Source organism: Vibrio sp. A1-1, from assembly GCF_021728175.1.
Lineage (GTDB): Bacteria > Pseudomonadota > Gammaproteobacteria > Enterobacterales > Vibrionaceae > Vibrio > Vibrio diabolicus.
This window is the reverse complement of sequence record NZ_JAKKCL010000002.1, coordinates 334,959-348,575: the sequence shown is the minus strand read 5'-3', so window position 1 is coordinate 348,575 and position 13,617 is coordinate 334,959. Positions and strand designations below refer to the sequence as shown.

11 protein-coding genes are annotated in these 13,617 nt (G+C 45.0%); 7 read left to right on the top strand and 4 right to left on the bottom strand.

Features of this window, described 5'->3' with window-relative positions:
* Window positions 1-101: 101 nt before the first annotated feature.
* Window positions 102-2,093 carry a methyl-accepting chemotaxis protein gene (locus L3V30_RS05610; protein WP_237308497.1) on the bottom strand — a complete coding sequence of 664 codons (1,992 nt, stop codon included), beginning with the start codon at window positions 2,091-2,093 and terminating at the stop codon, window positions 102-104.
* A gap of 267 nt (window positions 2,094-2,360) precedes the next feature.
* On the opposite strand from L3V30_RS05610, the gene hinT reads away from it, so the two are divergent.
* From hinT to L3V30_RS05575, 7 genes are all read left to right on the top strand, one after another.
* Window positions 2,361-2,711 carry a purine nucleoside phosphoramidase gene (gene hinT / locus L3V30_RS05605; protein ID WP_005390611.1) on the top strand — a complete coding sequence of 117 codons (351 nt, stop codon included), beginning with the start codon at window positions 2,361-2,363 and terminating at the stop codon, window positions 2,709-2,711.
* A 71-nt stretch (window positions 2,712-2,782) separates the two neighbouring features.
* On the top strand, window positions 2,783-4,180 hold the full coding sequence (locus L3V30_RS05600) for a hypothetical protein (RefSeq protein WP_237308496.1): 1,398 nt from the start codon (window positions 2,783-2,785) through the stop codon (window positions 4,178-4,180).
* Window positions 4,180-4,572 carry a YcfL family protein gene (locus L3V30_RS05595; RefSeq protein WP_005390620.1) on the top strand — a complete coding sequence of 131 codons (393 nt, stop codon included), beginning with the start codon at window positions 4,180-4,182 and terminating at the stop codon, window positions 4,570-4,572. The genes L3V30_RS05600 and L3V30_RS05595 overlap by 1 nt, the downstream gene beginning before the upstream one ends.
* 66 nt (window positions 4,573-4,638) lie before the next feature.
* Window positions 4,639-5,229: a penicillin-binding protein activator LpoB gene (gene lpoB / locus L3V30_RS05590; RefSeq protein ID WP_005378467.1), complete on the top strand. Its 591-nt coding sequence runs from the start codon at window positions 4,639-4,641 to the stop codon at window positions 5,227-5,229.
* 24 nt (window positions 5,230-5,253) lie between these two features.
* Window positions 5,254-6,135 carry a thiamine kinase gene (gene thiK / locus L3V30_RS05585; protein WP_225462306.1) on the top strand — a complete coding sequence of 294 codons (882 nt, stop codon included), beginning with the start codon at window positions 5,254-5,256 and terminating at the stop codon, window positions 6,133-6,135.
* 75 nt (window positions 6,136-6,210) lie between these two features.
* A complete protein-coding gene (gene ycfP / locus L3V30_RS05580) occupies window positions 6,211-6,750 on the top strand; it encodes an alpha/beta hydrolase YcfP (protein ID WP_012842003.1) in 540 nt (179 codons plus the stop codon).
* Between the two features lie 539 nt (window positions 6,751-7,289).
* Window positions 7,290-8,579, top strand: a complete 1,290-nt coding sequence (locus L3V30_RS05575) for an NAD(P)/FAD-dependent oxidoreductase (protein WP_237308495.1) — start codon at window positions 7,290-7,292, stop codon at window positions 8,577-8,579.
* 84 nt (window positions 8,580-8,663) lie between these two features.
* On the opposite strand, the gene L3V30_RS05570 is transcribed toward L3V30_RS05575, so the two are convergent.
* The 3 genes from L3V30_RS05570 to mfd all read right to left on the bottom strand — a co-directional run bounded on the left by L3V30_RS05570 (window position 8,664) and on the right by mfd (window position 13,615).
* Window positions 8,664-9,212 carry a GNAT family protein gene (locus L3V30_RS05570; protein ID WP_048626173.1) on the bottom strand — a complete coding sequence of 183 codons (549 nt, stop codon included), beginning with the start codon at window positions 9,210-9,212 and terminating at the stop codon, window positions 8,664-8,666.
* Between the two features lie 163 nt (window positions 9,213-9,375).
* Complete coding sequence (locus L3V30_RS05565; RefSeq protein ID WP_237308494.1) at window positions 9,376-10,146, bottom strand: peptidoglycan binding protein CsiV; 771 nt, start codon at window positions 10,144-10,146, stop codon at window positions 9,376-9,378.
* Window positions 10,147-10,153: 7 nt separating this feature from the next.
* Window positions 10,154-13,615, bottom strand: a complete 3,462-nt coding sequence (gene mfd, locus L3V30_RS05560) for a transcription-repair coupling factor (RefSeq protein WP_237308493.1) — start codon at window positions 13,613-13,615, stop codon at window positions 10,154-10,156.
* Window positions 13,616-13,617 lie beyond the last annotated feature (2 nt).

Genomic DNA, 13,617 nt, shown 5'->3' with positions numbered 1-13,617 from the left:
AATCATATGTAGACATGGCTGATAAAAAACAAGGGCGACTTAACAAAAAGTCGCCCTTATACAGTTGATTGCACTAATTAATGCTCAAATTTATAAATTATTTATAACTTAAAGCGGTGAACCAATTCATTCTGCTGATGAGCCAAGTGAGTCAGGGATTCACTGGTCTGTGCGATGCTCGACATAGCTTGGAAGCTTTCATCGGCGATACTATTGATATCTTCAATACTGCGTGCAATGTCTGCTGAGGTTTCACTTTGCTCTGCTGCCGCTTGCGAAATATGCGTACTCATTTGGCTGATTTCGATGATTAGCGCTTGAATCTCTTCCATTGAGCTGTTCGCTTTTGATGCTTGCTCAACAGACATCTCCATATCGCTCATGCAGCTTTGTATCACTTGATTTGCTGACTGAGAGCTGGATTGCAGATTACTGATCATCGATTCAATTTCAGTGGTGGACTGAGTGGTTCTGGATGCAAGCACACGCACCTCATCGGCCACTACCGCAAAGCCGCGACCTTGTTCGCCAGCGCGAGCCGCTTCAATTGCTGCATTCAATGCCAATAGGTTAGTTTGTTCAGCAATGTTGCGAATCACATCGAGGATAGAACCAATTTGACCACTCATTTTTTGCAGTTCAGAGACAGCGGAAACGGATTCGTTCAAACGCGTTTCCAGTTGATTTATGGTCGAGATATTGCTGCTCATGACATTTCTGCCTTCTTCAGAGGCAGATTCGACACGCTGCACCATTTCTAGTGAACCTTGTGCACTTTGAGCGACTTCTTGCACTGAGTGAGACATTTCCGTCATTGCGGTAGCAACGTTTGCTGTTTGCTCGCGTTGTGAGCTTAATTTGCTTTGCGCTTGCGAAGACGTGCTTTCGTTTGTTGCTGCGGTCGAAGATAGGTTCTCTGACGCTTCGTTGAGTTTCACTAAGATCTCGTGAAGACTGTCGGCTAGTGAGTTAATGTGTCCACTCACTCGGCTGAACTCGTTGTTATAGCGAATATCGATACGTTGTGTCATGTCACCTTCAGTCAGGCTTTCAAGCACTTTTAGAATACGAGTCAATGGTTCGCGAACGCTATGCGCGATGTGGTAGCCAATCGCTGTGGCAAGTAACACGACAACAACGCCAATGATGATGGCTTTTGTCACACCCGCAGAATAAATGTCACCAGCGTCTGCTAACGATTCATTAAGTTTATCCGTTGCGGTTGTCGTAAATTGCTCAAGAATCGCCATGGTTGAATCAACTTTATTCGCTAGGTTGGCGATGTTGTTGTATAGCGCTGCACGAGCATTGAGGTAATTATTGTGCTGGTCTAAGACACCTCCACGCATTCCCACGTCGCGTGTGAATTGTTCTACCGACTCACCAAATGCTGTTTTTAGTTCAGGTAATTGAGTAACTAAACCACGGAAAGCATAGTTCAAATGAGTCACTGCTTTGCGGTTTTTGGTCACGGCTTGTGTAACAAACTCAGGATCAGAGCTGGCGAGGGCATCAGAGGTTATAACTTCGGCATCTTTTAGCTTAATGAAGTAACTCTTCGCCATGACTTTGACAGAAATGCTGGTTTGATCTGCCACATATTCTTTAAGGCCGACCGACAACTCGGTATTCAGCTTTTGGAAGCGACGTGACGACTTTTGCACTTTTTCTTGCGCAGCGAACATCGCTTCGTAGTTGTCCATGGCTTCAAGAGCTTCAGTAAAATAGCTCTGCTCTAACGCTTTTAATTGTGAAAACGGTTCGGCAAGAGAGGGATAGATTTGGCTCGCAGTTTCCAGTTGACCCAAAGTGGATTCGAAACGTTGTTGAGATCTAGCAAATTCCTGACGCATTTCATCCATGCGTTGTTTATTCTCTGTCGTCAGAAAATCTTTAAACGATTTGTCGGCAGAAAGCAGTTCAACACTGGTTTGGTTAGATAACGATACCAGTGGTAGGGATGATTTAGACACGGTGCCAAACTTCCCGTGAATATCACTCATTCCTCCCATCATAATGGCAATTGTGACGGCAAATAGGATGATGATCAGAGCAAAGCCCGCATACATCCTTTTAATAACTGAACCTCGCATAAGTGAGCTTCCTCTCCCAAAATAGACAAGCTACCCAAGAATTTTGAGCTTACTTGGGTATAAAAATAATAATTGTCTTAAAAAAGTAACAAAATTCATTGGATTGTATTGAGTTTGTGACGCGCATTTTATGACGCACACGACAAAAAAAGCTTCGTTAATTAGCGTTTGATTAATAATGTTAAGTGAACACTGTTTTTATTGAGCTCCGCTTTTGGTTGGCGCATACTAATTGGGGTCTAATTACCTTTATAAAATGGAGTCCTCATGGCGGAAGAAACGATCTTTAGTAAAATTATTCGTAAGGAAATCCCTGCCGATATTCTTTATCAAGATGAGCTGGTGACTGCGTTTCGCGATATTAACCCGCGCACACCGAGCCATATTCTCATTATTCCGAATAAATTGATCCCAACAACGAATGATGTTGAAGCTGAAGATGAAGCAATGATGGGGCGTTTGTTCACTGTTGCTAAAAAACTGGCGAAAGAGGAAGGCATTGCGGAAGACGGCTATCGCCTGATCGTTAATTGTAACCCGCACGGTGGCCAAGAGGTTTACCATATTCACATGCACCTATTAGGCGGTCGTCCTCTAGGTCCAATGGTATTGAGCTAAGCTTTAAAAAGTGGGTGGCGCAGTTCACCCACTTCTTTTTCCTGTCGAATGACACATTTGTGGAGATAAATGTGAAACTAGGTGTAAAGCTGTTAGGGCTGATGAGCTGGGCTTTAATGGCCTCTGGCTGCGCGAATTTGTCTGCGGGCAATCTGTTTAGTCACTACAGCAACCAGAATCAAGAAGTTTATCAAGCCGTTGTTGCAGGGGAATATGCGAAAGCGAAACAACTTCAATCGAGCGATGTGGGTGGCGAGATACTTGGCAACTTTGAAAAGGGCCGTATTTCTTTTCTTGCTGAAGATTACCCGACAAGTTTGAAAGCGCTGGAAAATGGTGATCGTGCCGTTCGTGTTCAGCAAGATCGCGCGACTATTTCTGTGTCAGAAACGGCAACGAGCGTCGGCTCTCTCGCAGTGAACGACAATCTCCAAGATTATCATCCCGCCGATTATGAACTTGGCTTTCTGCACCTTTATCTCGGGCTAAACTATTTACAGAAAAACGATTTGGAAGGGGCGCTTGTTGAAGTGCGTCGAGCCAATCAAGTTCAGGAAGCGGCAAGAAAGGCGCGTGAAAAAGAACTAAAAGCAGCAGAAAAAGACCTGAAAAAGCAAGGCATGTCTGCCAATTTAGGCAGTGTGTTGGCGAGCTACCCTGATGCTGGTAAAAAACTAAGCGCAGTACAAAACGGCTATTTGTTCTATCTTTCTGGCTTGTTATATGAAGCGTCACGAGATTTAAACAGTGCTTATGTTGATTACCGACGAGCACTCGCTGTGATGCCAGACAACAAACAAGTTGTTGAAAGCACGTTGTACGCCGCTAAGAAACTAGGCATGCGTGAAGACTTACGCATGCTAGAGAAACGGTATGGTAAAGCACCTTCTGGGTTAACTCAGTCTCAAGGTCGAGTCATCGTTATTGATGAACAAGGCGTTGTGGAGGCTTTGAAAGGTTGGCGTATTGATCTACCGATTTACGACAGTCGCGATAATGGGGCCATTTATTCGTTGGCGCTTCCTTATTATCCGAATCGGGGTGCTCAACGTTTTAGCGATGTGGTTTTAAATGGTCAGGTATTGCCTTCTAGCGCGCTGACTGATGTTAATGCGATGGCACAAAACGATCTTAATGAACGTCTGACTACAATGGTGATCCGTCAAGCTCTTCGCGTTTGGGCAAAAGATCGAATCCGAAAAGAGGCGGCGAAAAAAGGCGATGATGTGGGTAACATACTTTTCAATGTATGGAACACATTGACCGAGCAGCCGGATACGAGAAGTTGGCAAACATTACCAGCGCAAGTGAAAACGGCATCAAAAGTCGTGAAACCGGGAACACAAAGTTTAAACTTGGGTGATCAAACCTATCAGTTTGAAGTGCCTGCACAGCAGACTACATTGGTATGGGTATCTCGTCAGGGAACACACTCAACCGTGTGGCATAAACAGCTAGGGAGACTGTAATGAAAGCATGGCTTATTTGTTTAGCAATGGCTATTGGTTTAGTTGGATGCGCCGAAAACACGGCTGGTATTCGAATTGATGGTCAAACGCAAAAAGTATTTTTTAATGATAACGTTTTGGGTAGTCGCTTATTAGTTGACAACATCACCACCACTTACGTTGATGATCGTCCACGTGGAGTGGTGCAACTAAGCAGTAACTATAAAGGTGACCAGCACATTCTTTACCGCTTCTATTGGTATGACAATAATGGTTTAGAAGTGAATACCAAGCCTGGCCCATGGCGCAAAATGATTGTGCGAGGGTTTGAGCAAGTCACGTTATCTGAAGTTACTGTGAATCCAAATGGTACCAAATTCCGTGTTCAAATTAGAGAAGCACAAGACAATTAATCTTAACGGCTTTGCCGAAGCTGCCGCGCTAACGATGCGCTGGTATTGAAAAACTAAGGAACTCTCATGAAAAAAAGTATTATTGCTCTTTTAGGTCTTGCCGTCATTTTGGGTGGCTGTTCTAACAAAGTCTCTTACGGCGATGCGCAAGCAACAGAAACCACAACTATCGATTTTGGCTCAACAGATTTACAAAAAATCGCGGCTGAAATGGTGGATAGCATGATGATGTCGGGTTCTGTAGCAGCAATTACTCGTGATCAACGTCCTATCGTTTTTGTTGAGCGAATTAAGAACAAGACCAGTGAACACATTGACACTGAATCCATTACAGACACTATTTCTACTAAGATGTTGAACTCTGGTAAGTTCCGCTTTGTTGATATGGACCGTGTTGAGTCTGTGCGTGAACAGCTTAACTTCCAAAACACGGATGAGCTGGTTAACCAAAGCACAGCGATCCAATTTGGTAAAATGGTGGGTGCGCAATACATGCTTTACGGTAACCTATCTAGCATCGTCAAAAATGCAGGTAGCGATAAAGATGTATACTACAAGATGACCATGCGCCTAATGGACCTAGAAACAGGTTTGATTGAGTGGGCGGATGAAACGGAAATCCGTAAAGCGCAATCGAAGAGCTTATTCGGTCTTTAATCGATACTGATGGAGAAGTCATCAATGGCATGGTTTTCTTGGCAACAAGCAAAACAGTTAGATCCGAGTCTTAATGCTCTCGATGGCTTCTTTACTGAGCCTCCGGTAAAAGTTCAAACCGTTACCGGGGGGCTAACCAACCGTTGTTGGCGGTTGGAATCCTCTCAAGGCCTTGTATACATCTGGCGACCGACCAGTAATGTTTGCAAGGCTTTTTCAATTTCTCGCCACAATGAATATCAAGTTCTGAATGCTATCTCTTCATTAGAAATTGGTCCTAAGCCAGTGTTTATCCACGAGCAAGGTTTACTGGTGGAATGGATCGAAGGGCAAGCACTTTCGGATGTAGGGCTACCAGTAAGAGATTTATTATCCATTGCGGCGACCATTCATCAGCATCCGATCAGCGCGCTCCCTTTGGTTCCATTTTCTTATATTTCTCGCATCGATCATTATTGGCTTGAGCTTGATGGTCAGTATGCGGATACGGAATTTGAGGCTCTATACATGAAGTGGCGCACGGAACCGAGTGTAGTGCCGGTTCCACTAGCTCTTTGTCACTTTGACCTGGGGTGTTACAACCTCGTTCGGGGAGATAGTGGGGTGAAAGTCATTGATTGGGAGTATGCTGGTATTGCTGACCCTAGGCTTGATTTGACCTTGACTATTCAAGTTGCGGATGCGCCTGTGGAAGAGGCGGTGAAACAGTATTGCCAAATTCGAGGTATCGAAGATGCGTCTCTTTGGTTAAGTGGTGTACAGGCGTGGCAGCCAAGAACCCTAGTGATGGCGATGCTTTGGTATTTACTGGCCTATAAATTGTGGGGAGATGAGCAATACTTAAACAGTGCGTATGAGTTGAAAGGCTCATTGTGTATGGAAGATCACTGTTTTGAGAACTCGTGATATTTTCCCCTTTAACAGTAAGGAAATAGTGGTAGTTTTAATAAAAGTACCAGATACACACAGGGAGAGGTACACATGATTATTTACTTACACGGCTTTGACAGTACAAGCCCGGGTAACCACGAAAAAGTTCTTCAACTGCAGTTCATCGACGACGACGTTCGTTTTATTAATTACAGCACCCTTCACCCAAAGCACGACATGCAACACTTGTTAAAAGAGGTGTCTAAAGTTATCGATCAATCTGATGATCCAAACCCGTTAATCTGTGGGGTTGGTTTAGGTGGTTATTGGTCTGAACGAATTGGTTTTCTATGCGGTATCAAACAAGTGATGTTTAACCCGAACTTGCACCCAGAAAAAACGATGGCTGGTCGAATCGATCGCCCAGAAGAGTACGAAGATATCGCAACAAAATGTGTTGATCAGTTTCGAGCGAAAAATCAGGCGCACTGCTTGGTGATTTTATCCAAAGATGATGAAGTGCATGACAATGCGAAAACTGCAGCTGAGTTAGAAAAATACTATCAAATCATTTGGGACGAAACGCAGTCCCACAAGTTCAAAAAGATCTCTCACCATTTACAAGCGATGAAGGCATTTAAAAATACTTAAGAGTGTTTGAGTGTGAACAGTAAAGCGGCATTTTTTATCGGCTGCTTTGCTGCGACCCCCTCTTGTGAGTATGCCGAGTCACTTTCTCTTTAAAGGCCTCATTTTCTTGGTTTAGCGCTCAGAATATTGTGTTCTCCTTACCGTTTTCTTACTTCCATCCTATGTGGCACGAATACCTTGTTGTAGAGTAGTCGAAAAGTAGTCAATCCGTACTCGTCACACGGATTTTGGTTGCCTTCAAAGTACGTCTCTATATAATGAACCAGACTAAAATAATTTGATAAATATCAAAAAAAATTGAGAGCGAGTAATAAACTTGCCCAAAAATCTCTGGCGTCGTATGCGTACCAGACAAATATGCTGATTCCTAACAAGTTATTGATAGATAAAGAATAAAATTAGGCAGCAGTTTTTAATCCAAATAAATTGAGACACCTCTAAGAACCAAGAATTCATCGGTTGGATGTATGGCACAGCATGTCTGTGAACCATGCATCGAGCTGAACCCCATATATTCATTTTTGTAGAGGAAAATCATTGTGACACGCATTATCGTTGTAGGCGGCGGTGCTGGTGGTCTTGAGTTGGCAACTAAGCTTGGCCGAACTCTAGGTCGCAAGAACCGTGCGCAAATTACGCTAGTAGATCGTAAAGCGAGCCACTTGTGGAAGCCATTATTGCATGAAGTTGCAACTGGCTCTTTGGACGAAGGGGTGGATGCTCTGAGTTATCGAGCTCATGCAAAAAACCACAGCTTCGACTTCCAAATGGGTAGCCTTCAAGACATCGACCGCGAACGTAAAGTGATCACCTTAAGTGAGCTTAAAGATGAGCATGGTGAGCTTCTGATGCCAAGCCGCGAGCTAGAATACGACATTCTGGTCATGGCGATTGGTTCAACATCAAACGACTTCAACACTCCTGGCGTTCGTGAGAATTGTATTTTCCTAGACAGTCCAGAACAAGCGCACCGTTTCCGCACAGAAATGAACAATGAGTTCCTAAAACTGCACGCGAAAAACGGTAACGGTACGGTGGATATCGCGATTGTTGGTGCTGGTGCAACTGGCGTTGAACTATCAGCTGAGTTACATAATGCTGTTAAAGAGCTGCGCACTTACGGCTTTGGCGATCTTGACTCTAGCAAGTTGAACGTCAATCTGATTGAAGCAGGTGAGCGTATTTTACCAGCGTTACCTCCACGTATTTCTTCTGCTGCTCATCAGGAGCTGGTGAAGTTGGGCGTAAATGTACGCACGGCAACCATGGTGACTAAAGCTGAAAAAGATGGCCTCACCACGAAAGATGGTGAGAAGATCCCGGCACAAATCATGGTTTGGGCTGCGGGTATTAAAGCACCAGATTTTATTAAAGATATCGCTGGTTTAGAAACGAACCGTATCAACCAGCTGGTAGTGAAAAATACACTACAAACGACGCGTGATGATGACATTTTCGTTATTGGTGACTTAGCACAATGTACTCAGGCTGATGGTTCGTTTGTTCCACCACGTGCGCAAGCTGCGCACCAAATGGCAAGCCAAGCATTCAGCAACATCGTTGCGAAGATCAACGGACGCGAGCTGAAAGATTATGTGTATAAAGATCACGGCTCATTGGTGTCTCTAAGCCGTTTCTCTACCGTTGGTAGTTTGATGGGCAACCTAACCAAAGGGTCGATGATGGTAGAAGGCCGTATTGCACGTGTCGTTTATATCTCGTTATATCGAATGCACCTGATGGCGTTGCACGGCGTATTTAAAACCGGACTGATGATGCTTGTGGGCCGTATCAACCGAGTACTGCGTCCAAACCTTAAGCTTCACTAAGACGCCAAATTCACATCTACGCGGATTGCGCGGATGCTGTATCTTCGAAATATAAAAAGCCACCGCAAGTCGGTGGCTTTTTATTTATGTTAGATCTGCCGGTAAAAGTGAGTACACAACGCCATCCTTAGGCTTACCATGAAAAATAAACCGGTTTCTGGCGATGGTTTCTTTTTGTGCACCGACTGACTCAATTAAGGTTTGGCTTGCTTCGTTGTCGGGGTCACAGACAATTTCCAGTCGAGTTAAACTCAGCTTTGCAAAGCAGAATTCAGCCAAGGCTCTAACGGCTTCTTGAGCATAGCCCTGTCGTTGATAGCGGTCAGCAACCCAGTAGCCAATACTTGCCATATTAAACGTGTGATATAACTCGTTTACGGCGGCCATTCCTACTAGAGTGTTACTTTGTCGCTCATAGATACCGAAACCGAAAGCTTCTGTTTTTACCCAGTTAAGTCGGGTTGCCAACAGGAAGTCCTGTGCATCTTTCAACGTAACGTTTTGATTACACCAATCTAGCCACTGGTGTAGGGAAGGGGACTCTGCAAGCAAACGTTGTAGTAAGTGAGCTTCTTCAGAAGGGATGAGCTTGAGCGCTAAGCGGGGCGCAATGATTTCAAAATCTGGACTCATGAACTGATACGACTTCCATGTTGAGTGTAAGTAATTTGAAAACTGTCTATTTCATACTGTAACGCAGTTATTTTCCTTGCTCTGCGTTGGTTAGGAATAACTGAGGACATAACAGATAAAAACAAAGCGCAGCAAATGCTGCGCTTTGTTGAATCACTCGTGCTTATCGAACGCGACGAACTTGAATGATCATGCCCATCAATGGGTTGTCTAGGTAATGAGTCTCACTACTACGCATACGGCGTTTTTGAGCCATTCGGTAGCTCTTGAGGAACTTTTCTTCTGTTATTGTAGGGGAGATTTCCGCCAAGTTACCCACTTGAACATTACCATCGACCTCACCTAAATCATCCGCCAATTGCTCGGTTGATGTTGGTTCAAAACGCACTTCTCTAACACTTGGCTCGCGCAGGTCTAGTGTCGTTTCAGCGAATAGATAATGCTGCACGTAAATTTGGAATCGACCGTCTAGTTCATACAAAGGACCGTTGACTGTCTCCTCACTGTAACCGTCAGTGGAAAATGTCTGAGTACTGCCATTGATTGGACTACCATCTGCGTGATAAGAATCAGAGAAATCTCGTCCACCAACAATACGGAAAATTGGGGCGCTAGATTTGCCTCGGTCACCTTGACGCCATGCTACGTGTTTAAGCACTTTAAACCCAGCATGGTTGTTTAATGCCGCTTCTTGCGCATTCAGGCGGAAAGATGAGCGTGGCAGTAGTGTTACGCCTTTAGAGCGACGGTATGATTCACTCTCTAAGCTGCCGACATTTTCCATATCGATTTTTGGCAGTTGATTCGGCCAAGATTCAGTGGTGCTTTCAGCGTCGACTGCTCGCTTGAAAATGATCACTTCAATATCAAATTGACGCTGTGCCCAAGAAGGCATTGAGACACATAGAAGCAATAACGGGATCAGTATTCTCATTCGACTATTAGCTCGTTGGTAATAAATTCTGTTTAAAATCATTCAGTAAGTCTTGAACAAACTGAATGCGTTTACGTCGGTCCGCCAATGGTACGCTAAACTTGAACTTAGTTGGACCTTCCATTGCAAATTTTTGCGGCTGTGATTGCAGCAGTTTAACCAAATACGCTGGATTTATGTCAGCATCAGGGTAAAACTCGATAAATCCACCTTTATCATGGGCTTCTATCTTTTTCGCTTTTAGGCTACCAGCCGAAATTTTCAATTCTGAGACAGCAAGTAAGTTCTTCGTCGCGTCTGGAAGCAGTCCAAATCGATCGATAAGTTCCACTTTGAGCTCTGAGAGTTCTTCACCACTCGTAACGCTCGCAATACGTTTGTACATCGACAGTCGTGTATTCACATCCGGGATGTAATTGTCTGGCAAGAGCGCTGGGATTCGCATTTCAACTTCAGTTTGTTCACGAAGCAGCTCGTCCAAAGAAGGTTCTTTACCTTCTTTCAATGCTTGGACTGCTTGTTCCAGCATTTCCATGTACAGTGTAAAACCAACCGATTGAATTTGCCCACTTTGCTCGTCACCAAGCAGTTCACCAGCCCCACGGATTTCCAAGTCGTGAGTTGCTAGAGTAAAGCCTGCACCTAAGTCTTCCAGTGAAGCAATCGCATCAAGACGCTTGATAGCATCTTTGGTCATGGCTTTTGGATGTGGCGTTAATAAGTAAGCATAGGCTTGATGATGAGAGCGTCCAACACGGCCACGCAATTGGTGCAGTTGCGCTAAACCAAGGTTGTCTGCACGATCCATAATAATGGTATTCGCCGTTGGTACGTCGATACCGGTCTCGATGATCGTTGTACACACCAACACATTAAAGCGCTGGTGGTAGAAATCATTCATGATGCGCTCTAGTTCGCGCTCACGCATTTGACCATGTGCCACGGTAATTCGTGCTTCAGGAATCAGCTTTTGCAAGTCTTCCGCGGTTTTCTCGATAGTTTCTACCTGATTGTGCAGGAAGTAAACCTGACCACCACGCATGATTTCACGCAGTACCGCCTCACGGACCACAGATTCTTCTCTTTGACGAACAAAGGTTTTGATGGCTAAACGACGCGCTGGAGGTGTCGCGATGATCGACAGATCGCGCATGCCACTCATGGCCATATTCAGAGTACGTGGAATTGGTGTTGCGGTAAGGGTAAGAATATCCACATCCGCACGCATTGCTTTGACTTTTTCTTTTTGACGAACCCCGAAGCGGTGTTCCTCGTCAACGATCAACAAACCTAAATCTTTGAATTTAATGTCGCTTGAAAGCAGCTTATGCGTACCGACGACAATATCGACTTTACCATCTGCAACGTCTTGCAAAATGACTTTTTGTTCTTTGGCAGACTTAAAGCGAGACAGTACTTCAACTCGGATTGGTAAGTTGGCAAAACGGTCACGGAAGTTTTCGAAATGCTGCTGAGCAAGCAGGGTTGTCGGTACGAGTACGGCGACCTGTTTACTGTTATCCGTTGCGACAAATGCTGCGCGCATAGCGACTTCCGTTTTACCAAAGCCCACGTCACCACACACTAGACGATCCATCGCTTTTGCTTGGCACATGTCAGACAAGACGGCATTGATGGCCATCGCTTGGTCATCCGTTTCTTCAAATGGGAACGTTGCTTTAAACGTTGCGTATTGCCCACGATCTAGCTCAAATTTGAAGCCCGGTTTTAATTCTCGTTTAGCGTAAACATCCAGCAACTCAGCCGCGACATCACGCACTTTTTCTGCCGCTTTACGACGTGCTTTTGCCCAAGCCTCGCCACCCAATTTATGCAGTGGTGCACTTTCTTCAGCACCGCCTGAATAACGGCTAATAAGGTTTAGTGATGAAACTGGTACGTAGAGCTTGGCATCGTTTTGATACTCAAGGGTGACGTATTCCGTTTTCATGCCACCGGCTTCAAGTGTTTGTAAACCGATGTAGCGGCCAATACCGTGATCAATATGAACCACGGGTTGACCGGGTTTCAATTCCGCAAGGTGGCGAATAACGGTGTCACTGTTGACTGCTTTTTTATCTTTGCGGCGTCGCTGGATAACGCGGTCACCAAGTAGATCACTTTCACAGATCAGAGCGAAGTTCAGGTCTTCGTGAATGAAACCATGCTCTGCAGCGCCTAAGATCAAACTGAAGCGATCACCCGAATCTAGAGCTTGGTAAAGTGAGCCATGTACGACTGGGCGAACTTTGATGCCTTGCAACAGTTCCGTTAGTGCTTCACGACGACCTTCTGACTCTACCGAGAAAACAATTTTGCCGCTGAATTGCTCACTGAATTGACGAAGACGCGAAAGCGGTTCTTTATTTTGTTGCTGAACGCCAAGCTCGGCTAACGATTGTACTGGTAGGTTTTGACGACCAGCACGCTTAACCACTTTATCTAGGCTCAATTGAGCCATAGGGAGCTGTTTTAGTTGGCTGAAGAGTTCGTCTTTTTTCAGCCAAAGTTGTTCAGGAGTCAAAAGAGGACGTAGTGGATCAACTTTTTTCTGGTCGTACCGATATTCGACATCGGTTAAGAAAGTATCGACCGCAGATTCAATATCACCATATGTGATGATTTGAGAGTCTTCTGGCAAATATTCAAATAAAGTCTCGGTATGGTCAAAAAACAGTGGTTGCCAATACTCAATACCAGCGGGCCAAGTGCCTTTGGTCACTTGCATGTAGATCGACTCTGGCTCTCGGCGTGCTTCAAATTGGGTGCGCCAACGTGTACGAAAATCCTCAATCGCTTCTTTAGTGGTTGGGAATTCATGTGCAGGCAGCAATTGAATTTGCTGAATATCGTCGATAGAGCGTTGGTTCTCTGGATCAAACGTGCGAATGGTATCTATCTCATCATCAAAGAAGTCGATGCGATACGGGTCATCGCTGCCCATAGGAAAGAGATCCAGAATCGACCCACGGCTCGCGTATTCACCTGGCCCAAATACTTGGTCTACGTGGCGGTAGCCCGAATTTTCAAGTTGTACACGTAGTTTCTCAAGCGAGAGTTGATCGCCGGTTTTCACCATTAAGGTATGTTGCAATAGAAAATCACGTGGCGACTGTCGCTGCAGCACCGTACTGACTGGCACGATGGTAATGCCATTACGTTGGCTTGGCAGTTGGTATAGGCGCGCGATACGTTCAGAGATGATTTCTTGATGCGGAGAAAAGTTATCGTAAGGCAGCGTTTCCCAATCAGGGAACAGGCTTACTGTTTGGTCAGTGAATTGTTCAATCTCCGCTTGAAGCTTTAAAGCGATTTGCGGGTCAGGCACGACGAGTAGCGAGTGACTCGAATGCTGCTTGGCTAGCTCAGCAATAGCTAGAGGTAGAGCCGCGCCCGGTAAATTACCTAGCTGTTTTTTGTCGCCACGCTCAGAAGGATTGGTGACGGAAAGAATCGTTGCTTTTGTCATAG